A 25272-nucleotide genomic window follows, 5' to 3' on the forward strand; every position below is an offset into this window, starting at 1 on the left:
TAATAATAGCACATACTAAAATAAAAATCAACTAATATTTTTTTACATCTCATTGGTTTGATATATTGTTTACCTCCATGTATAAATAATGATATACTATAATTATTTGAAAGAGGAGTGATATTGATGCAAGCGAAAACATTAATGGTGATTGATGGTAGCTCATTAGTTCATAGAGCATTCTATGCATTACCTCTATTAAGCAACAAGAGTGGAGTTTATACTAATGGAGTTTACGGATTTTTAACTATGCTCTATAAAGTATTAGATCATTACAAACCTGATTATATATGTGTTGCGTTTGATAGAAAAGGAAAAACATTCAGGCATGAAGCATACGAAAGCTATAAAGGAACGAGAGATAAGACTCCAAATGAGCTTTCAATGCAATTTCCTATATTGAAAGAAATATTGAAGAATATGGGGATAAAGACAATTGACCTAGATATGTACGAAGCTGATGACATTGCAGGGACATTGGCAGAAAAAGCTGAGGATAAAGGACTAAATGTATATTTAGTGACAGGTGATAGAGATTATCTGCAACTTGCTACTGATAAAATTAAAATTATTATGACAAAAAAAGGGATTACAGAAATTGAAGAATATGACAGAAAGAGAATTAATGAAGAATATGGAATTGAACCTAAACAATTTATAGAAGTAAAAGCATTAATGGGTGATAAGTCAGATAACATACCAGGAATTGACGGAATAGGTGAGAAAACTGCCTTAAAACTGGTACAGCAGTATGGTAGTATAGAAAATGTATTTAATAATATTAACGAGATTAAAGGTAAACTCAGAGAAAAGCTATCAGAGGGTAAAAATATAGCTATTGTTAGCAGAAGACTTTCTGAGATAATAACACAAGTACCACTTGACTTTGAAATAGAAGATTTGACATTTGGCAAACAAAACACTACGGAACTTAAAAATTTATTTGAAGATCTAGAATTTAAGAGTTTATTGAATAAACTAGATAGCGGATTTGAGGAAACAAAGCCAATAGAGATATTTCAAATAAATGAAATTAAAAATGATAATGAATTTAATTACTTAATCAATAGAATAAATGAAGCAAAAGAAATCACATTTAAATTTGTTGTAGACGATTATTTACATGATAATGTCATTGGTTTAGGAATAAAAGTTAAAGGAGAAAATGCGTCTTACATTGATTTTACGACTATTGAATCAGAAAGAGCAAAAGCATTAAAGGACATATTTAATAATAAAGATATAATAAAAAACAGCTGGGATTGCAAATCTGATATTGTTAGCATGTTCAAAAAAGGTTGGGATATTTTTGGCTTAGAGTTCGATTCAGCAATAGCTCAGTATCTGATAAATCCAGATCAAATTGATTATGCTATTGATAAGATTGCTAAAGAATATCTTGAAATCAATGGTAATAATATTGATGATTTATTGGGTAAAGGAAAGTCAAAAAAGAATTTCAAGGAAATAGAGAAAAAGGAAATAATGGAATACATAGCTTTTGCATTAAATACTGTTGAGCTATCAAAACCTAAAATGATGGAAATAATTGAGCAAAGGCAGATGGAAGAACTTTTTTTAAATGTTGAAATTCCTTTAGTAGAAGTTCTTGCCAGCATGGAATATTTTGGGATTTTAGTGAATGAGAAAGAACTTGAAGATATTGGAAAGAGCTTTGACGTCGAGGTTGATAATTTGATTAATGACATATATCAATTGGCAGGAGAAGAATTCAATATAAATTCGCCAAAACAATTGGGATATATACTATTTGAAAAATTGAAATTACCAACAATAAAAAAAATAAAAACTGGTTATTCCACTGACATTGAAGTTCTTGAGGAGCTCAAAGATGTTCATCCAATAGCAGAAAAGTTAATAAGATATCGCCAAATAATTAAATTAAAATCAACTTATATTGAAGGCTTGAAGCAGATGATAAACAAAAACACTGGAAGAATTAATTCAAAGTTTAATCAAACTGTTACAAGTACTGGTAGGATCTCAAGCACTGAACCAAATTTACAAAATATACCTATACGATCAGAAGATGGTAAAAAGATTAGAAGAGCATTCGTTGCTCAACAACCAGACTATATATTTTTAGATGCAGACTATTCACAAATAGAACTTAGAATTTTGGCACATCTGTCTGATGATGAAAAGATGATAGAAGCATTTATAAATGATGAGGATATCCATATAAAAACTGCTAGTGAAATATTTGGGGTGGAGTTAAGTGATGTAACTCCTGAATTAAGAGCAAAAGCAAAAACAATAAATTTTAGTATAATATATGGGATATCTGATTACAGTTTATCTAAGGATTTAGAAATAAGCAGAAAAGAAGCACGTAAATATATAGATGAGTATTTTGAAAACTATAGTGGTGTAAAGCGATACATGGAGAACTCAATAAGTAAAGCAAAAGAGCAAGGATATGTAGAAACAATATTAAATAGAAGACGATACATTCCTGATATAAACTCAAATAATTATAACATAAGATCTTTTGGAGAGAGAGTTGCTATGAATATGCCTATACAGGGAAGTGCAGCAGATATTATAAAAATGGCAATGGTTGAAATTTACAAAGACTTAAAACAAAAAAATCTGAAGTCTCATTTAGTTTTAACAATACATGATGAATTGATTATTGAAACATATATTAAAGAAAAGGAATATATTAAGAGTTTGATGAAAGAAAAAATGGAAAATGTGGTAAAGCTAAAAGTTCCATTAAAGGTTGAAATTGCAGAAGGAGTAAGTTGGTATGATACGAAATAGAGCTAAAATAATTGGAATAACTGGGGGTATAGCCACTGGGAAATCCACTGTAGTAGAAATCATAAAATCTAAAGGTTATTTTGTTGTAGATGCAGACGAAATTGCTAAAGATGTAGTAATAAAAGGGTCATTAGGATTAGAAAAGATTAAAGAAAAATTTGGATGTGATATCTTACTAGAAAATGGAGAATTAAACAGAGAAAAATTGGCAGAAATTATATTCAACAATAAAGATAAGAGGGAAGAGTTAAATGAAATTTTGCATCCAGTAATTATTGAAAATATAATGCGGGTAGTTGATAAGCATATTTTGCATGAAGAAGTTATATTCATAGACATACCCCTTCTGTTTGAAACCAGAGAGAGGCTTATTGAACAAGGACTTATATTTGATCAAATATGGCTTGTGTATTGTGAAGAACAAACTCAAGTAGATAGGCTTATGAAAAGAGATAAAATAAGTTACACTTATGCTTTGAATAAAATTAAATCACAATTGGATTTAAATTACAAAAAAGATAATAGCGATGTTATTATATATAATAATGGTAGTTTAAAACAATTAGAAGAGACTGTTGAAGTTTTATTAAGGGATTTAAATCGTGATTAGAATGAGGAAAATTATTAAAATATTAACCATATTTATTATTTTAGTATTTTTAATTAATAGCGTTATATCGATAGTTTATCCAATTAAATATAAAGACATTGTTTACAAGTATTCAAAAGAATATGGTCAAGATCCTTTTTTGGTATTTTCAATAATTAAAGCTGAAAGCAATTTTAATCAAAACGCAATTTCTTCAAAAAATGCTAGAGGGTTAATGCAAATTAGTGAAGTAACAGCAAGATGGGCTGTGGATGAATTGAATATTGAAAATTTTAAATTAGATGATTTATATGATGCTGATTTAAATATCAAGATCGGTACTTGGTATATAAGTAAACTAATTGGTCAGTTTGAAAACCTAGAAGTCGCTTTAGCAGCATATAATGCTGGAAGTGGAAATGTAACAAATTGGCTAAATGATGTGGAATATAGTAACGATTCTACTTCTTTATATAAAATTCCTTTTAAAGAGACTGAGAACTACGTTAATAAAGTATTAAATAGTTTAAAAATTTATACCTTTTTATATGACGAACAAATATTTATTGAGGATAGTTCTGCATTTGAAATTGTATCAGATAAAATTCATTCTTTTATTTTAGATTTAAGAAAGGAGGCTGATTAATTGAAGAAATCTCATAAATTTATAATTTTAGCTATACTATTATCTTTCCTCACAGGATGCGGGGAAATAGATGAAAATAAATCAGATGAAGTCATTAACTCTAGTTTACAGCAAATAATTGTTGAAAATGGGGAGATAGTGTTACCATTAACAAGTTTTAAAACATTAAACCCTATATATACAGATAATCTCTATTACTTTTACTTTAGCAAATTGATTTACGAAGGACTATTTGATTATGACGAAAATCTTCAGTTGGTACCAAAACTTGTGGAGAGTTATACCGTCAGCGGTGATGGGATGAACTTAGAGATTAAACTAAAGGAAAATGTTCTATTCCATGATGGGACAGAACTTACATCAGAGGATGTCGTTTTTACTATTAACATTCTTAAAAATGCAGGAACTGATAGTATTTACAATATTTTGCTCAAAAATGCTTATGGAGAAAACAATAATGGGAGCATTAGTGTAAGTTCAATATCTAAATACTCATTAAGAATTCAACTCAGCAAGCCAACAACATCTTATTTAGACATATTGACATTTCCAATAATTCCAAGTTCCACTGGTGAGTTAGGGATTTCGAAAGATAATTTTACACCAATTGGGACAGGGCCTTATAAGTTTATTGAATATGTGAATAATAAAGAAATTCGCCTTAAAGCAAATGAAGATTATTGGGGTGAAACACCTAAAATCACGAATATCACTGGCAAAGTATTTGAAAATGAACAATTAATATTGACTGCGTTTGAAGCTGGCAAAGTAAATATTGCAAAGAGTCTAGAATATGATTGGGAAAAGTATTCAAGCAATAATAGAGTTTCAATAAAAGAATTTGTATCAGGAGAATACATAGGTATAGCTGTAAATCATGAAAACAAAATTTTTAATAGTCCAATTGGAAGTGATATAAAAAAGAGCATATTGTATGCCTTAAATAGACAAGATATAATCAAAAAAATATACTTATCACATGCTACAGCTGTTGATACGGTAATACATCCTAATTTTTACTTAATGCCAGAATCAGCTTATTACTATGGATATAATGTTGAGAAGGCAAATATGTTATTGGACATGACTGAATATAATATTTTTAATTCTAATAATATTCGTAGAAACGAAAATGGTGAAGTTTTAAACTTTAAACTTTTAGTTGACGGAAACGATAAGACTTCATTAGCCTTAGCAGATACAATAAAATCATATTTGTTAGAAGTAGGAATCAATGTAGAGATTTCAGCAGTCACTGGTTCGGAAAATGACACTAACACATATTATATGAATGATTTAATGAACGGAAATTTTGATTTAGCTATATTTAAATATCAGATTGGGACTTTTCAACGCTATGAATCTCTACTTAAATCTGATTTAATAGGCAATGATAATTATTCAAGGTACAAAAACCCTATTATGGATGTTGCACTTGAAAATATTGACAAATCAATCAACGAAGAAGATAAGAAAAACTCATATGAAGAATTCTCAAAACTATTCATAGATGAATTGCCATATATTTGTTTAATGTATACTAATGATAGTTTAATCATAGATTCTTCTATCAAAGGCGAATTAAAGCCAAATTATTTCAATATATATAATGGACTACAAGACTGCTATTTAGCTTTAGATAAGTAAACGAATATTGTTAAGATATGATATATTTTAGTTGAAATTAGATAAATTTGATTATATAATAATTATAGTGCATTGATTTATGTATCATATCTAATTGCGAGTGTGCTGGAATTGGCAGACAGGCATGTTTGAGGGGCATGTGCTAGCTATAGCGTATGGGTTCAAATCCCATCACTCGCACCATTCTTTTTTTTTTTTTGCAATAAATCCCCATTTTAGTATACATAGATATGTTTTAATGTTATAATATGTTTTGATAGTTTATTTAAAAACTTAATAAATATGCAAAGAGGTGTAGAGTGATGGACTTTGGTAAATTAACATTTAAAGGTGGAGTTACAGTTCCTGAACATAAGGAATTGACATGCAACAATCCTATTGAAGTATTTAAAAGTCCCAAGATAGTTTACATACCCCTACATCAACATACAGGAGCTCCTTGTGAGCCAACAGTAGCTGTTGGTGATGTAGTGAAAATAGGGCAAAAGATAGGAAGTTCAGATGCTTTTGTTTCTGCTTCAATTCATTCAAGTGTATCCGGAATCGTTAAAGAATTATCTACAATTTACGCTCCTAATGGCATTAAAACTAAATGTGTAGTGATTGAAAACGATGGCAAGGATGAAATGCTTGAGGATATAAAAGAAAGAAAACTTGAGAATTTGAATCAAGAAACAATAATTACTCTTTTAAAAGAAATGGGAATTGTAGGAATGGGTGGAGCTTCTTTTCCAACTCATGTAAAATATTCACCACCTAAAGATAAGAAAATTGACGTATTAATTGTCAATGGTGCAGAATGTGAGCCATATATAACAGCTGATCACAGGTTAATGTTGGAATACACTAGTGATATTATTTCCGGGATAAAAGTGGCAATGAAATCATTGAATGTAGAGAAAGCTTATATTGGTATAGAGGACAATAAACAAGACGCAATAGAAGCTTTGAAAAGAGAACTTGGTTCGGAGACTAAAATTGTTGTTGCTTCATTGAAAACTAAGTACCCTCAAGGTGATGAGAAAAGAATAATAAACGCTATAACAGGAAGAAAAGTACCACTTGGTGGACTTCCTATGGATGTCGGATGTGTCGTATCCAATGTAGCTACTATAAAAGCTATAAGTGATGCTGTATTAAAGGGCAAACCATTATATGAGCGAGTAGTTACAGTAACTGGAGCGGTGAACAATCCTAAAAACTTATTAGTTAAAATAGGAACACCAATTGAAAATTTGATTGAAGCTTGTGGAGGATTTAAAGATAAACCTGGCAAGATAATAGTTGGTGGACCAATGATGGGGATTGCACAATTCAGTTTAAAAGCACCTATTGCTAAAGGTTCCAATGCAATAATAGTTAAATCAATAGATGAAATAAAAAATGAAGAAGTTTATCCTTGTATAAAATGTGGTAAATGCATTGATGTATGTCCTTCAAGATTAGAGCCTTTATATTTGTCTAGTTATTCTTTAAAAAATAATTATGGGAAATGTGATGAGCTAAATGCTCTAGCTTGCGTGGAGTGTGGAGCATGTTCATATATTTGTCCAGCAAAACGACCTTTGGCAGAATCCATTAAAAAAGCTAAACGTGAGATAACTGCAAAAAGGAAGAAATCATAAATACGGAGGGTGGAAGAATGGTTGAGAAAACATTAGAAAAAACTAAAGATGGTTCTTATTCTTTAGATGACAAACTCATTGTGTCACAATCTCCACATATGAGATCAGATGAGTCTGTTAGAGGAATTATGGCTGATGTAATAATTGCTTTAATACCTGCTATGATAGCAAGCGTCTATTTTTTCGGTTTAAATGCGATGAAATTGATTCTTATTTCTGTTATTTCTGCTATATGTGCGGAAGCATTTATACAAAAGTTATTTAAAAAACCAATTAGAATCAAAGATTTAAGTGCAGTGGTCACAGGAATTCTATTAGCATTAAACTTACCAGCAGGAGCACCATGGTGGATTGCAGTATTTGGCTCATTTTTTGGCATAATTATAGTGAAAGAATTCTTTGGAGGAATAGGTTCTAATTTTATGAATCCAGCTCTAGGAGCGAGGGCAGCTCTTATGGCATCATGGCCAAATATCATGGCTACATATACTTTTCCTGATGCAGTTAGTACCGCTACACCACTTCAGATACTAAAAGAAGGAAGCGGAAATTTACCTTCAATTCAACAAATGTTTATTGGAAATATCGGAGGAGTTATAGGGGAAACATCTGCAGTTTTACTTTTACTTGGGGGCTTATACCTAGTTATTAGAAAAGTAATAGATTGGAAAGTTCCAACAATATATGTTTTAACTACCGCTATTATGCTGCTGATATTAGGTGTAGATAAAACTGATCTAATTTATCATGTACTTGGTGGGGGACTTCTATTAGGTGCAATTTTTATGGCGACTGATTATTCATCTTCTCCAGTCACTCAAATGGGGAAAATAATATTTGCTGTAGGATGTGGTTTGTTAACGGCTTTATTTAGAGTTCAAGGCAATCTTCCTGAAGGAGTAACATATGCAATTCTAATCATGAATGTAGCATCTCCTTTGATTGAAAGATTCACTAAACCAAAAGTGTTTGGGGAGGTAAAATAGATGAAAGAAACAATAAAACTCGGGTTAATATTGTTTTTAGTTGCAGCAATTTCAGCAGGAGTTTTAGCTTTTGCAAACGAGGTAACTGCACCTATAATTGCTGAAATAGAGAGGCAAGGTAGTTTTGGCGCTATTGCAGAGATGTTCCCTGAAGCTGATGATTTTCAGCCTTTAGAAGAGGACGTATTGAATGAGATAATAGCCAATAACAATTTTGTTCAGGAAGTAACTAAGGCTTTAAAAGGTGAGGAAGTAATAGGGTATGGATTGAAAGTTAAATCAGTTGGTTATGGAGGAGATATAATATCTCTTATTGGTATAAATACTGAAGGAAGAATAGTTGGATTCAATGTATTGCAAATGAGTGAGACAGCTGGACTTGGATCTAGGATTGTAGATGATCCTACATTTGCGGAATCTTTTATTGGTAAATCTGCTACTGAGAAATTAGTACCTGTTGAAGCTCCGTCTGCAGACAACGAATTTCTTGCTTTAAGTGGTGCAACTGTTTCCACAACTGCGGTACAAGCAGCTGTCAATGGGGCGGTAGATGCATATGTAAATTATCTTTCTAAATAGCGGGGTGATTAGATGAAAATCTCAGATATATTTAAAAATGGTATAATAAAACAAAATCCAATTTTTGTACAATTGATAGGTATGTGTTCGGTATTAGCAGTATCGAGTTCTCTAAAAAATAGCGTTACCATGGCGATAGCAGTAATAGGAGTTTTAGTTTTATCAAATATTGTAATTTCTATGATTAGAAAAGTTACACCTGAGAAAATAAGAATTCCAATTTTTATAGTTGTTATTGCAACTTTTGTAACTTTAGTTGAAATGTTAATGAAAGCATTTATGCAATCTATGTATCAAGCTTTGGGGATATTCATTCCTCTTATTGTAGTAAATTGTATTATTTTAGCAAGAGCTGAAGCTTTTGCTTCTAAGAATGGTGTTTTTAAATCAGCAATTGATGGAGTTGCAATGGGATTGGGTTATGGAATTGCTATAACAATTTTAGGGACAATTAGAGAGATAATAGGCTCAGGTAGCATTTGGGGTATTCAGTTATTTGGTGAAGGGTTTAAACCTGCGGCATTGTTTGTTGCACCACCAGGAGCCTTCATTTTATTAGGGATATTAATTGCTATATTTAGGACTGTAGTAGTAAAGAGATTTTCCGAAGAATAAGGAGGGAATATAAATGAATATCGTAAATATAATAATCGCCAATGTTTTTATAAACAATTATGTTTTCTCTAGATTTCTAGGGACATGCCCATTTTTAGGAGTATCAAATAAAATGGAGACAGCTACTGGAATGGGAGTAGCAGTTACTTTTGTAACAACTTTAGCTTCAGTCATAACATTTATAATACAAAAATTAATTTTGGAAACTGCACATATTGAATATTTACAGACCATTGTATTCATATTAGTAATTGCATCTTTAGTTCAATTTGTTGAGTTAGTTTTAAAAAAGACATCACCAGCACTTTATAATGCTATGGGAGTTTATTTACCACTGATTACAACAAATTGCATCGTATTGGGAGTAGCAATATTAAATATCCAAGAAGGATACAACATATTAGAAACTGCTGCAAGCGCATTTAGTGCTGCACTAGGATTTACATTAGCTCTAGTCTTAATGGCTTCTGTTAGAGAAAAGTTAGAAATAGCAGAAATTCATGAATCACTTGAAGGATTTCCTCTAACTTTAATAGCAGCTGGATTGATGTCTATAGCTTTTGCTGGTTTCTCTGGACTTATGTAGGAGGCGATTAGATGGAAATAATGAATATTATAAAACCTGTACTTATTTTAGGTGGGATTGGGCTTTTGTTTGGATCTTTACTTTCAATTGCTTCAAAAATATTTGCTGTTGAACTAAATCAAAATGTGGAAAAACTATTAAGAGTACTTCCGGGAGCAAACTGTGGGGCATGTGGTTATCCTGGATGTGAAGGCTTAGCAAAAGCTCTATCAGAAGGTAAAGCTGAACCAAACTCATGTGTAGTAGGAGGGCAAAAGGTAGCAAATGCTGTTTCAGAAATACTCGGTGTAAATGCAGGAGAGTTTGAAAAAAAAGTGGCAGTTGTTTTATGTCAAGGAGATTGTGAAAAAGCAAAGGAAAAATATATTTATCAAGGGCTAGAAGATTGTCGAGTTCAGACTACTTTAGCAGATGGGAAAAAAGAATGCTCCTTTGGATGTTTAGGGTGTGGTACTTGTTTTGATGTTTGTGCTTTTGATGCCATAACTATTGTAAATGGAATTGCCATTATAGATAGGGAAAAATGTACAGCATGTAAAAAATGTGTTGAAGTTTGTCCAAAACATATTATTGAGTTAGTTCCATACGATAACAAAGCAATAGTTAAGTGCAAGAGCGAAGATCCTGGTAAATTAGTAAGAAGTTATTGCCAAATAGGGTGTATTGGTTGTAAAATATGCGTCAAGAATTGCCCAGAGGATGCATTTACTTTTGAAAATAACTTAGCTAAAATTGATTACGATAAATGCACTAATTGTATGGTATGCGTTGAAAAATGTCCTACTAAATCTATAGTGGATGCTACAAAACAAGATTTAATAGAAAGCAATATAATTGCTAGTTAATAGAGCTTATTACAAGCTCTATTTTTTTATTTAATCTAACTTGTAAATAAAAATTATTAATGATAAACTATAAAGTGTTTATGGTTGTTTTATTAGTGCTTATTTACTTAATAATTTTATGACGAAGAGGGTTTTAGATGAGAAAAACCAATAAACTAATTTTTATTTCCTTGCTAGTTTCAGTAGGTCTTGCCTTAAGCGTTCTTGAATCATCTATACCTATACCAATACCTGTGCCTGGTGCGAAATTAGGACTGTCGAATATAGTTATATTAGTTACTCTAGTAGTCTTTGGATTTAAAGAAGGTATTATCGTATCGATGTTAAAAAGCATTTTACTTATGCTTATTACAGGGAGTGTAACATCTTTTATATATAGTTTTACTGGTGCAGTATTAAGTTGTATAGCAATGTATATATCCCATAGATATTTTTCTAAATTCTTTAGTACGATAGGCACTAGTGTAATTGGTGCAGTATTTCACAATATAGGACAAGTAACAATCGCAGCGATAATATTAAATAATATAATGATTTATACTTATTTACCCTTTTTATTGCTCATGAGCTTATTCACAGGGTTTTTTGTAGGACTGACAGCACATTATATTGTTAAAAACCTAAAAATAAACTTCAACTCCATATTTGAAAGTAGGAATAAGAAATGAAGAATTTTATTTTAGCTTCAGCTTCACCAAGAAGAAAAGAGATTTTTAAGCAAATCGGGATTGACATAAAGGTTGTAGAGAGTTCTATAAATGAGAGCATAAGGACAGATGAAAGGCCAGAACAAATTGCAATGAGTTTAGCTTTTCAAAAAGCAATAGATGTATCAAACAAAGTCGATAATTCAATTATCATCGCTGCAGATACAATTGTTGTCAAAGAAAATGAAATAATTGGAAAACCAAAGAATAAACTCGACGCAAGAAAGACTTTACAATCACTTAGTGGGCAGAAACATAGTGTGATAACTGGATTTGCTTTAATTGACAATAATAGGCTTACAAAGATTGTAGATTATGAGTTGACAGAGGTGTATTTTAAAGATTTAGATACAATTGAAATAGAGGCATATCTAGAAACTTATGAGTATTTAGATAAAGCTGGATCATATGCTATACAAGGTAAAGGTTCTTTGCTAGTTGAGAAAATCAATGGATGTTATTTTAATGTGGTTGGGCTTCCTATTTCTAAAATCAATGATTCACTTAAAAAATATTTTGATATTTCGCTAATATAATGAAGATAATAGGAGATAATATGGGAAAATATTTGTTAGAGGATAAAAAATACACTATTAAGGAAATGCCAATAAACGAAAGACCTAGGGAAAAATTAATCGCATACGGCCCAGAGTCATTATCTAATGCTGAACTCATAGCTGTGATAATAAGAACTGGGCAGGGAAATGCAACAGCGATTGATTTAGCTAACAAAGTTATTGGAATGGATAAAAGAGGAATTGTGCATCTTGCAGATGCTAGTATAGATGATTTAAAACAAATAAATGGCATAGGTGAATGTAAAGCTGCACAGATAATTGCTGCATTAGAATTGGCTAAGAGAATAAAGAAAGTAAATCCATACGAAAACATAAGAATTTCAGAACCCTATCAAATAGCACGAATTTTGATTGATGAGATGAAATTCTTAACTAAAGAGCATTTTAATATTGTTCTATTAGACACTAAAAATCAAGTTATTTCGATTGAAAATATATCTATAGGTAGCCTTAACTCATCAATAGTACACCCTAGAGAAGTATTTAAAGAGGCTATAAAGAAAAGTTCAAACTCAATCATACTTGCACATAATCACCCAAGCGGTGATGTCATACCAAGTGATGAAGATATCTCAATTACGCGTAGATTAATTGAATCTGGCGATATAATTGGCATAAAAGTGATAGATCATATCATAGTTGGAAATGAAAATTACTTAAGTATGAAAGAAAAAAATTATATTTAAAAATCATATTTATATGGAGGAATATTATGGCATTATTTGGAAATGGATCTCGTGATATGGGAATAGATTTAGGTACAGCAAATACTTTAGTATTTATGAAAGGGAAAGGAATCATATTAAGAGAGCCTTCAGTAGTTGCAATTGAAAAAATGAGCAGAAAAGTATTGGCAGTAGGAGAAGAAGCAAAAAAAATGATTGGTAGAACACCTGGAAATATTGTAGCAATCAGACCATTGAAAGATGGTGTAATTGCTGATTTTGATATTACTCAAGAAATGTTAAAGTATTTCATACAAAGAGCAACACAAAAAAAATCAATATTTCAACCAAGGGTAGTTGTATGTATACCTAGTGGAGTCACAGAAGTTGAGAAGAGAGCGGTTGAAGAAGCTACAATACAAGCAGGTGCGAAAGAAGCTTACTTGATAGAAGAACCTATGGCTGCAGCAATAGGCGCAGGGCTACCAGTGCATGAACCAACTGGAAGCATGGTAGTCGATATTGGCGGAGGCACATCTGAAGTAGCTGTGATCTCATTAGGTGGTATTGTTGCTAGCATCTCTATAAGAGTTGGTGGAGATGAACTTGATAATTATATAATAAACTATGTAAAAAAAGAATATAATCTTATGATAGGTGAAAGAACAGCTGAGGAAGTAAAAATCACAATTGGTTCTGCAGTAAAAGATAAGACTTTAGGATCGATGGATATAAGAGGGCGAGATCTTCTCAGTGGACTACCCAGAACAATAAACATCTCATCTGAAGAAATCTATGAGGCTTTAAAAGAACCAGTGACTAGCATAATCGATGCAATCAAAGCCACTTTAGAAAAAACACCCCCTGAGCTAGCCGCAGATGTCATGGAATATGGCATAATGCTGACTGGCGGTGGAGCATTACTTCATGGATTAGACGTATTGACGAACAGAGAAACAGGAATTTTAACAAGAGTTGCAGAAACACCTCTTGATTGTGTAGCTTTGGGAACAGGGAAAGCTTTGGAAAGCATTGAATTACTAAAAAGAACAACTTCAAAATACAATAGAATTGGGTAGTGATGACTATGTATTTTTTTAAAAAATACAAAGAGATGATTTTTGTTATTGTGATTGCTGTTATACTGATAGTTACAATTGGATTGACAAGTAGAAGAAGCGAGCCCATGTCAAAATTTGAAAATTTATTAGGTGGAGTACTAACTCCACTTAATAAAGTCACAAACAGTATAATGCATGGCATAAGTGGAATAATTACTTCTGTTAGTGATACTATAAATGCTAAAGAAGAAAATATAATATTGAAAAAAGAAATAGAAAAACTAGAAAGTGAGAATAGGGATTTAAGAAATATCATAGGCAAATCTGATTATTTGCTTAAAGAACAAAAATTATTAGAAACTACTAAATATAATATAGTAAAAGCAGAAGTTATTGGAAGAGAGCCAGAAAATTGGTTCGATGTATTTACCTTAGATAAAGGTGAAAATGACGGGTTAGAAATCGGTGACACTGTTATTGATGCAGTTGAAATTGATAATAATGTATATCAAGAAGGTTTAGTGGGCAGAATTGTTGACATTGGAGACAACTGGTCAAAAGTAGTATCAATAACAAATGAAAAGAATTCAGTTGCATTTAAGATAATAAGGACACAAGATGGTGGTATTATAGCTGGCAGCAGTGATAATATCATTGAGGGACTTTTGTTCGATTATGAAGCAGATGTTATAATCGGGGATTTGGTATATACTTCTGGTCTTGGGGAGGTATACCAAAAAGATATTTTCATTGGAGAGGTTTCAGACATAATTGATAATCAAGAAGAGCTTACAAAAAAAATAATTATTAAACCTGCTGTAAATTTTAAAAAATTATATAATGTGTATGTTATAAAATAAGAGGTTGAGATGAATATTTTAATTTTATTTTCCGCAGCAATTATTAATTTGATTCTACAAAGCGCTGTATTTTCAAGTATTGAAATATTGGGTGTAGTTCCGAATACGGCATTAGTATTAGTTATTGTAGTAAGCCTTCTTAAGGGAAGGTTTACTGGTTCTATATATGGCGTTTTTGTTGGGCTATTGGCAGATATTTTATATTCGTCAATTATTGGGATAAATTCTTTGATACTGTTTTTTGTGGGCTATTTTATAGGGTTTGCAAAAGATTCTTTTGCCAGAGATAATTTGCTAACCCCTGTAATTTTTACTGGATTGTCAACTATATTTTATCATGCTATATATGTATTGATAATTTATTTTCTGACTGCTGACATTAGTTTAAAGTCTACTCTACAAAATATATTTTCCTTCGAAATAGTTTATAATGCAATATTTGCTATTATGTACTATAAGATTTTTTCCAAAATATTTACACGCCCAAGAATTAAATTCAATTAGAGTAGGTGGTAATTTTGAGCAATAAAAAGAGAGAATTTGATAGATTTGATTTTATAAGATATTCTTTGATTGTTCTTGTAGTAGTCTTATTATTCAAGCTGGCAAGCTTGACTATTGCCTATGGCGATTATTATAGAGATTTAGCAGATAATAAGAGAATAAAAGAAATTTATACATCAGCTCCAAGAGGTGAAATTAGAGATAGATATGGTAGGCTTTTAGCGGGCAATACACCCAGTTTTACTGTACAGCTGTTAAAAGATGAATTAAATAATTTAGATAAAGCAGAAAGAAATGAACATTTATTACAATTAGTTCGCTTTTTAGAAGAAGATGGAGTTTATTATTCTAATGATTATCAAATAGAGTTAAATTCCATTAAATTTAGAGATAACTATGATTATGTTACTAGTGACTTCGAACCGATTGAAGTTTTAATAAATATTCTAATTGAAAACAATTTAATCGATGACCTTCTGAATGCTCAATTTGAACTTCCATATGAAAATCATTATAGATATGATATTTTGAATAATACAAAAGAGATATTATCCAAGACAAATGATGTAAGAGATATTTCAGATAATGAAACAAGACAATCTTATGCTCTGTATTTGTCTCAACTTATAGAAAACAATAAAAGTGATATTAGAAAAATATTAGAACACCCAATAGCAAGACTTATGGCATACGAACTATTAGAAAGTAAAGGATTGCAGCAGAATTTAATTTTAGATGAATTTTCTTCAGTCTATCTTGATGATTATATTCAGAATAAAGCTAGTTTAATGAAAAAATTTGATTATATTACTTTCAGTACAACTGCTGAAGAAGATTTCATTAATTTATTTGTTGAAAACTCATTGAATTCATTTTTGACTAATGTAATCAATGTAAATGATAACGAGAAAATTATCCCAGGCGAAGTCTTGATATCAATGATAAAAGATAGAGGATTAACGAGTCCGGTTGAGATTGTAATAGATGAAGAACAGAACGCAGTTATATATAAATTATCTAACGGGAATGAAACTAAAGATACAGATCCTTTAGAATTACTGATTGAGTTTGCGGTTGAAAATGATATTATTGATGAGTTTATTAAAAGCGACGAGATAAAGTATCACGCTCAATCTAAGCTAATAAGCGATGGAGTAAATCCTAAAATAACAGTTTCAAAGGGAATAGAATATACTTTTACAAATGAACTTAAAACTTGGGAAAAAAAGAACAAACTTAAATTAGGCATGACAGTAGAAGAAGCATTTGAAATGATTAAAGAAAATAATGGAATTAATAAAGAGATTAGCAAGTATGAAGTAAGATCTATTCTAGGACTCTTAAATCAAATAAATTCACAAGGGTATATGGCTTATCAACCAATAAACATTGCATATGGAATAAAGGATAAAACAGTTGCCAAAATCGAAGAAAATTTGTCTTATGTTCCTGGAATATCCATTTCGATAGAACCTGTAAGGTACTATCCAGAAGGCAAGACAGCTGCCCATATACTTGGATATATAGGTAAGATAAGTCAAGATAATGAAATTGAGAAATACATCAATCAAAACGGATACTCACCAAATGCTTTGATAGGGAAAACCGGGATTGAAGAAAGCTATGAATTAGAGTTAAGCGGAACAAATGGCGTCAAAAAGGTTGAAGTTGATGCAGTGGGTAATACAGCTAATATAATTGATGAAAAAAAACCTATTCCAGGTAACAATGTGTACTTGACAATAGATTTAAAACTTCAAAAAGTTGCAGAGCAAGCTTTAGAACAGACATTGAACGAACTCAGCAAAGGTGGGACATTTGAAAGCAAATGGGGAAATTTCAAATACGGTATTAACAGGAGAAAGGGAAGACCATATATTTATGCTAATTCTGGGGCTGTAGTTGTCCTAGATGTAAACACTGGAGAGGTATTAGCTATGGCAAGCTACCCATCTTATGATGTTAACTTATTTGCAACTGGAATTTCAAGTTCTGATTGGGCTAGTTTATTTCCAGAAGATATAGATAATCCGCTTGCTGCTAGACCACTTTACAATATAGCAACACAAACAGCAGTACAACCTGGTTCAACGTATAAGATGGTTACTGCTTTAACTGCTCTTGAAAAAGGCTTAGATCCATTGCTAAAAATTCGAGATATGGGGTATGTACAAGTTGGGGATAAGAAGTTTCATTGTTTAATATACACTAATACTGGCGGAACACATGGATATGAAAATTTATACGACGCAATTGCTGATTCTTGTAACTATTATTTTTACACTTTAGCGTTGGGAAGAAACCAAAGAACTGGAGAAGACATTGGGGTAAAAGTTGAAATTGAGGATCTTGTAGAAATGTCTAAGAAATTGGGACTTAATGATAAAACTGGAATAGAAATCAATGTTCCTGCAGAAGTGTCTGGAGGAGTTCCAGACCCACAAAAGAAAATCATAACTACTAAAGTCTTGTTAAGGAATATGTTAGAAGAGAACTTGAGAAACTATATTTCTGATGGCAAGAGTCTCACTGATGATCAGATAGATGCTGCTATAGAAGAGATAGTAAGTTGGACTGAGCTAGATATGCCGCTTTCAAGGGGAGAAGTTGTAAGCAGACTCACAGAAATGGGATTTGACCCAGAAAAAAGAATAAATTCTGAAAGAGAAGGATTAGCTGACAAGATAAAATACACATATTTAAACCAAGCAGGTTGGACTATAACAGATACTCTAAATGTTGTAATTGGTCAAGGACAAAATGCTTATACGCCTATACAAATGGCAAATTATATATCAACCATCGCAAATGGTGGAAATAAAAATAAAGTAACACTAATCGATAGTATAATGGATTATAATAATTCTAGTGTGCTTTATAAAAGGGAAGTAGAAACTCAAAAAATTGAATTAAATAACTATGAAAATCTTGAACATGTTAAGCAAGGGATGTTAAGAGTAGCTGATGATGGTTCAGCAAGAGCAACATTTCAAAATTTTCCAGTAAAAGTGGGTGTAAAAACAGGTACTGCTGAGAGAAGTGGTAGAAATCCTTACACAAACGAAACCTTTGATGATTTTGCTTGGTTTGTAGGATTTGCACCATATGACAACCCTGAGATAGCGGTTGCTGCCGTGCTTTTTCAAGGAGGATCAGGAGGATATGCAGCACCAATGGTAAGAGAAATAATTGCTGAATATATGGGCTTAAATTCTGAAGGTGTAGAAAACTCTTTACCCTTAGAAAACACAATTTTAAACAATCAATAATGATATTTTACTTTGCCATTATGGAGGTATATAATGAGTAATTCGATGATTTCAATAAAAGGGATAGCAGATGGCGTTTATATAAATGTTGAAGGAAATGATTACAATAAAATAAAAGAATCCTTAGAGATGAAAATAAATGAAAACATAGAGTTTTTCAAAGGAAGTAAACTAATAGATGTTGTAGGAGAAGAATTAACACTTGATATTAAGACTGAAATTATGTTATTGTTGAAATACAAATATGATTTCGTATTAAAAAATGAATATATGATATTAGATAGAGAGATAGAAAAGGAAGATTTAATTAAAAATAATAAAATACCAAATATAGTGGAAGAGGGAATGACTAAATTTGTTCATGGGACATTAAGATCAGGACAAGAAGTGAGCTACAATGGTAATATTGTCGTTATAGGCGATGTTAATCCAGGAGCAGTATTAAGAGCTAAAGGGAATATCATTGTACTCGGATTGTTACGTGGAGTTGCACATGCAGGCATTGGAGGTAATAAAAATGCCATTGTTGCAGCGTATAGTTTATTGCCAACTCAACTAAGGATAGATGACATTATAGTAAGACCTCCTGAAGGGGATTCTTACTATAAGTATCCAGAAATCGCTAGAATTATCGAAGATAAAGTCATAATAGAACCATATCTACCAAACAAATAAAGGGGAGACTTCTGTATGGAAAATGAAAAAAAAGGAACATCAATTGTTGTCACTTCAGGTAAAGGAGGAGTAGGGAAAACTACCACTAGTGCAAATATAGGCACAGGTTTAGCAATGCTAGGGTATTCGGTAGTTGTACTAGATGCTGACATAGGTTTAAGAAATTTAGACGTAGTAATGGGATTAGAGAATAGAATAGTTTATGATATAGTTGATGTAGTTGAAAAAAACTGCAAATTAAAACAAGCGCTCATTAAAGATAAAAGGCATGAAAACTTATATTTACTACCTGCAGCACAAACAAAAGATAAAACGGCTGTTAGCAGTTCTCAAATGGTTGAATTAGTAAATGAACTTAAGGAAAATTATGATTACATAATTATTGATTCACCTGCAGGGATAGAGCAAGGTTTTCAATATTCGATAGCCGGTGCTGATGAAGCAATCATAGTAACTACTCCAGAAGTGTCGGCTGTAAGAGATGCTGATAGAGTCATTGGAATTTTAGAGGCTAATGAAATATATCAACCTAAATTGATTGTAAATAGGATTAGACAAGACATGGTAAAAAGAGGAGACATGATGAATATAGAAGATATATTAGACATTTTAGCCGTAAAATTATTGGGTGTGGTGCCTGATGATGAAAATGTCGTTATTTCAACAAACAGAGGCGAACCTGTGATAATGGATGAGAAAGCATTATCAGGAAAAGCTTATAGGAATATTGTAAGGAGAATAATAGGAGAAGAAGTAGATTTTTTAAATTTAGAAAATACTAATCAAGGGAAACTAAGTAAAATGATGAAGATACTATTTGGCAGATAGGAGGCCTTGGAATGGGAATATTAGAGATTTTTTCTAGGAGACAAGAAAAGAGCAAAGACGTGGCAAAGGAAAGATTAAAGTTAGTATTAGTTCATGATCGTGCAGACCTATCGCCAAGACTATTAGAGCTAATAAAAAACGATATGATAAATGTTATTTCTAATTATGCTGAAATTGATATTTCAGAAATAGATATTAAAATGACAAAAACTACAAAAGATGGGGATAGCAAACCAGTATCGGCTTTGATTGCCAATATACCAATTAAAAAACTTAAAATAAGGGATGACATATAACTCTAACAATCAGTTAGAGTTATTGCAATTAAAAGAAGGGTGAATTGATTGATAAACATAAAAAATTTAGACAAAGCATTAAAAAAAGTTGAAAAACCAGCAAGATATATTGGCTTAGAAGAAAACTCTCACAATAAAGATATTAATCATGCAAAGGTTAAGTTTGCATTTGCATTTCCAGATGTATATGAAGTCGGGATGTCGCATTTAGGATTGCATATATTGTATAATTTAATAAATGATCAACAAGATTTTGTCTGTGAAAGAACTTTTGCACCATGGTTTGACATGGAATATCAGATGAGAGATAAAAACATTGAATTATACACATTAGAAAGCAAAGAAGAAGTAAGAAATTTCGATATAGTGGGCTTTACATTGCAATACGAATTGAGTTATACAAATTTACTGAATATGCTAGACTTAGCAAAAATTCCAATTCTTTCAAAAGACAGAGATGAGACCTTTCCGATAGTAATAGCTGGTGGACCGTGTGCTTTTAATCCTGAACCTTTGGCTGATTTTATTGATCTATTTCTGATTGGGGAAGGAGAAGAGGCAACTCTTGAATTGTTAGAGTTATATAAAAAACACAAAGAAGGAGATTTTAATAAGAAAGAGTTTTTATATGATGCTGCAACAAAAATTGAAGGTATATATGTTCCATCATTTTATGAGATTTTCTATAACAAAGACAATACAATCTCTAAAAGGGTTGTACTGGAATCTAAAGTTCCAGAAATTATAAAAAAGAGAAGAGTAAGAGATTTAGATAAGATGTACTGTCCTGAGAGAATGCTAGTACCTTATATTGAGACTGTGCATGATAGGATATCATTAGAGTTATTCAGAGGCTGTACTCATGGTTGCAGATTTTGTGAAGCTGGATTTATATATAGACCAATTAGAGAAAAATCGGTTGATACTTTATTATGCCAAGCAGAAAAATTAGTGGATTCTACTGGTTATGATACTATTTCTTTATCTTCACTGAGTTCTTGTGATTACACACAATTGGATTTATTAATTCATAGTTTATTAGATAAATTTGAAGATAAAAAGGTAGGGGTATCTTTACCTTCGCTGAGACTTGATTCTATTAGCATCGATATATTAAAAGAGATAGAGAGGGTAAGAAAGACTAGTCTTACTTTTGCTCCAGAGGCAGGTAGTCAAAGATTAAGGGACGTGATAAACAAAGGTGTAAATGAGAGCGATTTAGAAATGGCAGTGAGTTATGCATTCAAAGAAGGATACTCTAAAATTAAATTGTATTTTATGATGGGTCTTCCTACTGAAACCGAGGATGACTTGATTGGAATAAGGGATTTATCGTATAAGGTAAAGGATATGTTTTTCAATAGGCCTAAAGAAGAAAAAGTTGGGAATTTTCAATTGACAACAAGTGTTTCTTGTTTTGTACCAAAACCATTTACTCCTTTCCAATGGCATGGACAAGATAGCATAGAAAAATTTTACGATAAAATAGATTTATTGAAAAAGACTTTTAAGGATCCTAAAATCAAATTCAATTATCACGATCCTAGGGTTAGCTATATGGAAGCTATTATTTCAAGAGGAGATAGAAGAATTTCGAATTTATTATTAAAAGCTTGGGAATATGGATGCAAATTTGATGGATGGAGTAGTGCATTTAATTTCGATATTTGGCAAAAAGCAATTAATGATTCAGGAATAGATCCACATTTTTATGCTAATAGAACCAGAGACTTCGATGAAATTCTCCCTTGGGATTTTATCAATGCAGGGCCAACAAAAAAGACTCTAATAAGAGAATATAATAAAGCACTGGATGGGAATATAACACCTGATTGTAGAGAAGTATGCAATGGGTGTGGTATTGACAATTGCGAAATGAGAGGAGTATTTAATTGAAAATAAGAGCTAAATATACGAAATTAGGATATTTAAAATACTTATCTCACCTTGATTTAGTAAGATTATTCAATCGAAGTTTTATAAGAGCTGATATTCCAGTTAGATATTCTGAAGGGTTCAACCCTCATCCAAAATTATCTTTAGGAAATCCGTTACCTCTTGGAATTGAGAGTGTTTGTGAGTATTTTGATGTAGAGCTAACTGAAAACATAGAACTCAATGAATTTAACAATAGATTAAATGAAGTTTTACCTAAATGGATTAAAATAATCGAATCCAAAGAAATAGATGAGCTTACGCCCTCTATTTCATCTACCATGTGCATTACTGAATATGAAATATCAGCAGATTTAACAAATCCAGAAGAAGAGATCGACTATAGTTGTGAAATTAATAGATTATTAGACTTCAGCAATATTGATATCGAAAAAAAGAAGAAAAAAGGGAAAAACAAAGTGACCATTAAAGTAAACATTAGACCATTTATATTAAAATTGTCTATAAATGGTGTTTATGACGGTTCGATAAAGTTTAAATCAATTGTATTGACGGGTGAAAAAGGAAACGTAAAGCCAAGTGAATTACTTGAAGTAATCAATAAAAATACTAAAATAAAGCTAGATTTAGATAGCATGAATGCAAGGAAAATAGCAAGCTACACAAACGAATTTGAGGAATAAAATGAATAGAATTTATTTTGACATCACATCTGAAAAAAAAACAATATCAATAGTTGAGAATAATAGATTGGTTGAGTATTATGAAGAGAAAAATTTAAGCCAATCTAAAATAGGCAATATTTATCGCGCTAGAGTTGATAGAGTATTACCTAGCTTGAATGCAGCTTTTGTTGACATTGGTGACGAAAAAAATGCATATTTGAGTTTTGAAGAAATACCAAATACGCATATGATTCTTAAAACAAACCCAATAAAATCAGGAGATATTGTTTTAGTACAGGTGGTTAAAGATCAAATGGGGTCAAAAGGGGCTAAAGTTACTATGAAATTGACTTTAGCTGGCAAATACATAATATATAGCCCATATAAAACAGGCATAAAAATGTCTAAAAAGTTGAATGATAATGATAAGCAATATTTAAGAGAGATTGCAGAACAATCATTTTCAGCAAATGATGGCATAATTTTTAGAACTAATGCATCTAATGCAAAAAAAGAATATATTTTGAATGAATATTACGCATTAAAGGGCATATATGATAAGATTTTAAAAGAAGTTAATTATTTGCCAACTCCTAAATTAATTTATCAAGCATCTAGCGTTATAGACAAGATATTAAGAGATTATTTTAAACCAAATGAGAATTTCATAATTGTAAATGATAAAGATTTTTATTATAGTATCATAAATAAACTAGATGATGATAATAATTTAAAAGAAAATATCATCTTAGACTTAGAATTTAGTTCAAGGCTAGATACTTTAATAACTCATGATTTGAGACAGGCCATGTCTAATAAAGTGCCACTTAAGAGTGGAGGATATATTGTTATAGATGAATTAGAAGCATTAACTGCAATAGATGTGAATACAGGTAGCCTAGTAACAGGGAGAAGTTATCAAGAAATTGTGTTAAAAACAAATATAGAAGCTGCAAAAGAAATAGCTATCCAATTAAGGCTTAGAAATATCGGAGGGATAATTATTGTTGACTTTATTGACATGATTTCTTTGGATGATGTAGATATCTTAAAGAAAACCCTAGAGGAAGAATTCAAAAAAGACAAAAATAATCCTACATTAGTAGATATAACAAAGCTAAATTTATATGAAATAGTTAGAGAAAAAAATGTTATTTCTCTAAAGAACAGGGTAATTTCTAAAAATTGCCCATAGAAAATATGATATAATAATTTAGACTGAATCAGTTTAAAATCAAACTTGACATTTAATTCATTTTTTGCTAAACTGACAAAGTGGTAAGCCGCTCAATGTGGGTTTAAAGCATAGTCACCTGACATTGGCGAGTCTGGGTAATAGGAGGTGCACATATGTACGCAATAATAGAAACTGGTGGTAAACAATATAAAGTTGAAGAAGGAGATATTGTTTATGTAGAAAAACTTCATGCAGATGAGGGAGAAACAGTTAGCTTTGATAAAGTTTTGTTGCTATCAAACGAAACAGGTATAACTGCAGGTAAACCTTTTGTAGAAGGAGCTAAAGTTGAAGGAAAGATATTAGATCATGGTAAGCAAAAGAAGATAATTGTTTACAAATACAAAGCTAAAAAGAATGAAAGAAGAAAACATGGTCATAGACAACCATTTACGAAAGTACAAATAGAAAAGATAGTAGGATAATATGACATATGTTACATTATTTAAAAAAAATGATATTATCAGTGGTTATGAAATAAAAGGACATGCAGGATATAGACCTCATGGGGAAGATATTGTGTGTGCAGCTATATCTATTCTAGGATATACTGCGCTAAATTCTCTTATCGAAGTTGCTAATATTGATAAATCATCATTAGTGTATAAAATTATTGATGATGAAGGTTATATGAAGGTTAATTTGAAAGAGGATATTGGGTATGCACAGTCGCAATCTACACAAATCATATTTCAAACACTTATAATTGGGTTAAGACTATTAAACGAAGAATATAAAGAATATATATCCATTGATTTCGAGGAGGTGGATTAAGTGATTAAATTAAATTTACAGTTATTTTCATCAAAAAAAGGTGTTGGTAGTTCAAAAAACGGTAGAGATAGCGAATCTAAAAGACTTGGCGTTAAAAGAGCCGATGGCCAGTTCGTATTAGCAGGAAATATTCTTGTTAGACAAAGAGGTACTAAGATACACCCAGGAAACAATGTTGGAAAAGGTGGAGATGACACTTTATTTGCAACAATAGATGGTGTTGTTAGATTTGAAAGAAAAGGCAGAGATAAGAAACAAGTTAGTGTATATCCTCGTGAAGAACTAGCCTAATTTTAAGCTTACCAGATGGTAAGCTTAAATTTTTAATAAAAATATTTTATGAGGATGATGT

The 25272-nt window shown here is 31.3% G+C and carries 26 protein-coding genes and 1 tRNA gene; all 27 read left to right on the forward strand.

Annotated elements, in window-relative coordinates; all coding sequences use genetic code 11:
* Nucleotides 1-126: 126 nt before the first annotated feature.
* The 27 genes from polA to rpmA all read left to right on the forward strand — a co-directional run bounded on the left by polA (nt 127) and on the right by rpmA (nt 25211).
* Nucleotides 127-2787, forward strand: coding sequence for a DNA polymerase I (polA, locus tag E4100_RS05720; protein ID WP_135271074.1), 2661 nt, complete (start codon nt 127-129; stop codon nt 2785-2787).
* Complete coding sequence (gene coaE / locus E4100_RS05725) at nt 2774-3397, forward strand: dephospho-CoA kinase (protein WP_135271075.1); 624 nt, start codon at nt 2774-2776, stop codon at nt 3395-3397. The genes polA and coaE overlap by 14 nt, the downstream gene beginning before the upstream one ends.
* 1 nt (nt 3398) lies before the next feature.
* A complete protein-coding gene (locus tag E4100_RS05730; RefSeq protein WP_135271076.1) occupies nt 3399-4022 on the forward strand; it encodes a lytic transglycosylase domain-containing protein in 624 nt (207 codons plus the stop codon).
* Nucleotides 4023-5669: an ABC transporter substrate-binding protein gene (locus tag E4100_RS05735; RefSeq protein WP_135271077.1), complete on the forward strand. Its 1647-nt coding sequence runs from the start codon at nt 4023-4025 to the stop codon at nt 5667-5669.
* A 96-nt stretch (nt 5670-5765) separates the two neighbouring features.
* A tRNA-Leu gene (locus tag E4100_RS05740) sits at nt 5766-5852 on the forward strand.
* 119 nt (nt 5853-5971) lie between these two features.
* Nucleotides 5972-7294, forward strand: a complete 1323-nt coding sequence (rsxC, locus tag E4100_RS05745) for an electron transport complex subunit RsxC (RefSeq protein ID WP_135271078.1) — start codon at nt 5972-5974, stop codon at nt 7292-7294.
* Nucleotides 7295-7311: 17 nt separating this feature from the next.
* Nucleotides 7312-8280 (forward strand): RnfABCDGE type electron transport complex subunit D, encoded by a 969-nt coding sequence (locus E4100_RS05750; protein WP_135271079.1) that lies wholly within the window; start codon nt 7312-7314, stop codon nt 8278-8280.
* The gene (locus E4100_RS05755; RefSeq protein WP_135271080.1) at nt 8281-8859 is read left to right on the forward strand and encodes an RnfABCDGE type electron transport complex subunit G; all 579 of its coding nucleotides are present in this window, start codon (nt 8281-8283) and stop codon (nt 8857-8859) included.
* A 12-nt stretch (nt 8860-8871) separates the two neighbouring features.
* The gene (gene rsxE, locus E4100_RS05760) at nt 8872-9474 is read left to right on the forward strand and encodes an electron transport complex subunit RsxE (protein WP_135271081.1); all 603 of its coding nucleotides are present in this window, start codon (nt 8872-8874) and stop codon (nt 9472-9474) included.
* 13 nt (nt 9475-9487) lie between these two features.
* On the forward strand, nt 9488-10060 hold the full coding sequence (locus E4100_RS05765) for an electron transport complex protein RnfA (RefSeq protein WP_135271082.1): 573 nt from the start codon (nt 9488-9490) through the stop codon (nt 10058-10060).
* An 11-nt stretch (nt 10061-10071) separates the two neighbouring features.
* Nucleotides 10072-10905: an RnfABCDGE type electron transport complex subunit B gene (locus E4100_RS05770; RefSeq protein ID WP_245196367.1), complete on the forward strand. Its 834-nt coding sequence runs from the start codon at nt 10072-10074 to the stop codon at nt 10903-10905.
* A 137-nt stretch (nt 10906-11042) separates the two neighbouring features.
* Nucleotides 11043-11573 (forward strand): Gx transporter family protein, encoded by a 531-nt coding sequence (locus E4100_RS05775; protein ID WP_135271083.1) that lies wholly within the window; start codon nt 11043-11045, stop codon nt 11571-11573.
* A complete protein-coding gene (locus E4100_RS05780) occupies nt 11570-12148 on the forward strand; it encodes a Maf family protein (RefSeq protein ID WP_135271084.1) in 579 nt (192 codons plus the stop codon). The genes E4100_RS05775 and E4100_RS05780 overlap by 4 nt, the downstream gene beginning before the upstream one ends.
* A 20-nt stretch (nt 12149-12168) precedes the next feature.
* Nucleotides 12169-12876, forward strand: a complete 708-nt coding sequence (gene radC / locus E4100_RS05785; protein WP_135271085.1) for a RadC family protein — start codon at nt 12169-12171, stop codon at nt 12874-12876.
* 26 nt (nt 12877-12902) lie between these two features.
* On the forward strand, nt 12903-13934 hold the full coding sequence (locus E4100_RS05790; protein WP_135271086.1) for a rod shape-determining protein: 1032 nt from the start codon (nt 12903-12905) through the stop codon (nt 13932-13934).
* 8 nt (nt 13935-13942) lie between these two features.
* Nucleotides 13943-14776: a rod shape-determining protein MreC gene (gene mreC, locus E4100_RS05795; RefSeq protein ID WP_135271087.1), complete on the forward strand. Its 834-nt coding sequence runs from the start codon at nt 13943-13945 to the stop codon at nt 14774-14776.
* A gap of 9 nt (nt 14777-14785) precedes the next feature.
* Entirely contained in the window at nt 14786-15280 is a 495-nt protein-coding gene (mreD, locus tag E4100_RS05800; RefSeq protein ID WP_135271088.1) for a rod shape-determining protein MreD, read from the forward strand.
* A 14-nt stretch (nt 15281-15294) separates the two neighbouring features.
* Nucleotides 15295-18549 carry a penicillin-binding transpeptidase domain-containing protein gene (locus E4100_RS05805; protein ID WP_167792088.1) on the forward strand — a complete coding sequence of 1085 codons (3255 nt, stop codon included), beginning with the start codon at nt 15295-15297 and terminating at the stop codon, nt 18547-18549.
* Nucleotides 18550-18582: 33 nt separating this feature from the next.
* Nucleotides 18583-19224, forward strand: a complete 642-nt coding sequence (locus E4100_RS05810; protein ID WP_135271090.1) for a septum site-determining protein MinC — start codon at nt 18583-18585, stop codon at nt 19222-19224.
* A gap of 15 nt (nt 19225-19239) precedes the next feature.
* Nucleotides 19240-20052, forward strand: a complete 813-nt coding sequence (gene minD, locus E4100_RS05815) for a septum site-determining protein MinD (protein WP_135271091.1) — start codon at nt 19240-19242, stop codon at nt 20050-20052.
* 11 nt (nt 20053-20063) lie between these two features.
* The gene (gene minE, locus E4100_RS05820; protein WP_135271092.1) at nt 20064-20348 is read left to right on the forward strand and encodes a cell division topological specificity factor MinE; all 285 of its coding nucleotides are present in this window, start codon (nt 20064-20066) and stop codon (nt 20346-20348) included.
* Between the two features lie 48 nt (nt 20349-20396).
* Nucleotides 20397-22244, forward strand: a complete 1848-nt coding sequence (locus E4100_RS05825; protein WP_135271093.1) for a TIGR03960 family B12-binding radical SAM protein — start codon at nt 20397-20399, stop codon at nt 22242-22244.
* Nucleotides 22241-22927: a TIGR03936 family radical SAM-associated protein gene (locus E4100_RS05830; protein ID WP_135271094.1), complete on the forward strand. Its 687-nt coding sequence runs from the start codon at nt 22241-22243 to the stop codon at nt 22925-22927. The genes E4100_RS05825 and E4100_RS05830 overlap by 4 nt, the downstream gene beginning before the upstream one ends.
* A gap of 1 nt (nt 22928) precedes the next feature.
* The gene (locus E4100_RS05835; RefSeq protein ID WP_135271095.1) at nt 22929-24104 is read left to right on the forward strand and encodes a ribonuclease E/G; all 1176 of its coding nucleotides are present in this window, start codon (nt 22929-22931) and stop codon (nt 24102-24104) included.
* 155 nt (nt 24105-24259) lie between these two features.
* Entirely contained in the window at nt 24260-24571 is a 312-nt protein-coding gene (rplU, locus tag E4100_RS05840) for a 50S ribosomal protein L21 (protein WP_135271096.1), read from the forward strand.
* Between the two features lies 1 nt (nt 24572).
* Complete coding sequence (locus E4100_RS05845; RefSeq protein ID WP_135271097.1) at nt 24573-24920, forward strand: ribosomal-processing cysteine protease Prp; 348 nt, start codon at nt 24573-24575, stop codon at nt 24918-24920.
* Complete coding sequence (rpmA, locus tag E4100_RS05850) at nt 24921-25211, forward strand: 50S ribosomal protein L27 (protein ID WP_135271098.1); 291 nt, start codon at nt 24921-24923, stop codon at nt 25209-25211.
* Nucleotides 25212-25272: the final 61 nt, after the last annotated feature.

Source organism: Soehngenia longivitae, assembly GCF_004684055.1.
In the GTDB taxonomy this organism is placed as follows: Bacteria; Bacillota; Clostridia; order Tissierellales; family Tissierellaceae; genus Soehngenia; species Soehngenia longivitae.

Excerpts from the sequence above, each read along its gene's own strand:
- polA (WP_135271074.1), top strand. The coding sequence starts at position 127 with ATGCAAGCGAAAACATTAATGGTGATTGATGGTAGCTCATTAGTTCAT.
- coaE (WP_135271075.1), top strand. The coding sequence starts at position 2,774 with ATGATACGAAATAGAGCTAAAATAATTGGAATAACTGGGGGTATAGCC.
- E4100_RS05730 (WP_135271076.1), top strand. The coding sequence starts at position 3,399 with ATGAGGAAAATTATTAAAATATTAACCATATTTATTATTTTAGTATTT.
- rsxC (WP_135271078.1), top strand. The coding sequence starts at position 5,972 with ATGGACTTTGGTAAATTAACATTTAAAGGTGGAGTTACAGTTCCTGAA.
- E4100_RS05750 (WP_135271079.1), top strand. The coding sequence starts at position 7,312 with ATGGTTGAGAAAACATTAGAAAAAACTAAAGATGGTTCTTATTCTTTA.
- E4100_RS05755 (WP_135271080.1), top strand. The coding sequence starts at position 8,281 with ATGAAAGAAACAATAAAACTCGGGTTAATATTGTTTTTAGTTGCAGCA.
- rsxE (WP_135271081.1), top strand. The coding sequence starts at position 8,872 with ATGAAAATCTCAGATATATTTAAAAATGGTATAATAAAACAAAATCCA.
- E4100_RS05765 (WP_135271082.1), top strand. The coding sequence starts at position 9,488 with ATGAATATCGTAAATATAATAATCGCCAATGTTTTTATAAACAATTAT.
- E4100_RS05770 (WP_245196367.1), top strand. The coding sequence starts at position 10,072 with ATGGAAATAATGAATATTATAAAACCTGTACTTATTTTAGGTGGGATT.
- E4100_RS05775 (WP_135271083.1), top strand. The coding sequence starts at position 11,043 with ATGAGAAAAACCAATAAACTAATTTTTATTTCCTTGCTAGTTTCAGTA.
- E4100_RS05780 (WP_135271084.1), top strand. The coding sequence starts at position 11,570 with ATGAAGAATTTTATTTTAGCTTCAGCTTCACCAAGAAGAAAAGAGATT.
- radC (WP_135271085.1), top strand. The coding sequence starts at position 12,169 with ATGGGAAAATATTTGTTAGAGGATAAAAAATACACTATTAAGGAAATG.
- E4100_RS05790 (WP_135271086.1), top strand. The coding sequence starts at position 12,903 with ATGGCATTATTTGGAAATGGATCTCGTGATATGGGAATAGATTTAGGT.
- mreC (WP_135271087.1), top strand. The coding sequence starts at position 13,943 with ATGTATTTTTTTAAAAAATACAAAGAGATGATTTTTGTTATTGTGATT.
- mreD (WP_135271088.1), top strand. The coding sequence starts at position 14,786 with ATGAATATTTTAATTTTATTTTCCGCAGCAATTATTAATTTGATTCTA.
- E4100_RS05810 (WP_135271090.1), top strand. The coding sequence starts at position 18,583 with ATGAGTAATTCGATGATTTCAATAAAAGGGATAGCAGATGGCGTTTAT.
- minD (WP_135271091.1), top strand. The coding sequence starts at position 19,240 with ATGGAAAATGAAAAAAAAGGAACATCAATTGTTGTCACTTCAGGTAAA.
- minE (WP_135271092.1), top strand. The coding sequence starts at position 20,064 with ATGGGAATATTAGAGATTTTTTCTAGGAGACAAGAAAAGAGCAAAGAC.
- E4100_RS05835 (WP_135271095.1), top strand. The coding sequence starts at position 22,929 with ATGAATAGAATTTATTTTGACATCACATCTGAAAAAAAAACAATATCA.
- rplU (WP_135271096.1), top strand. The coding sequence starts at position 24,260 with ATGTACGCAATAATAGAAACTGGTGGTAAACAATATAAAGTTGAAGAA.
- E4100_RS05845 (WP_135271097.1), top strand. The coding sequence starts at position 24,573 with ATGACATATGTTACATTATTTAAAAAAAATGATATTATCAGTGGTTAT.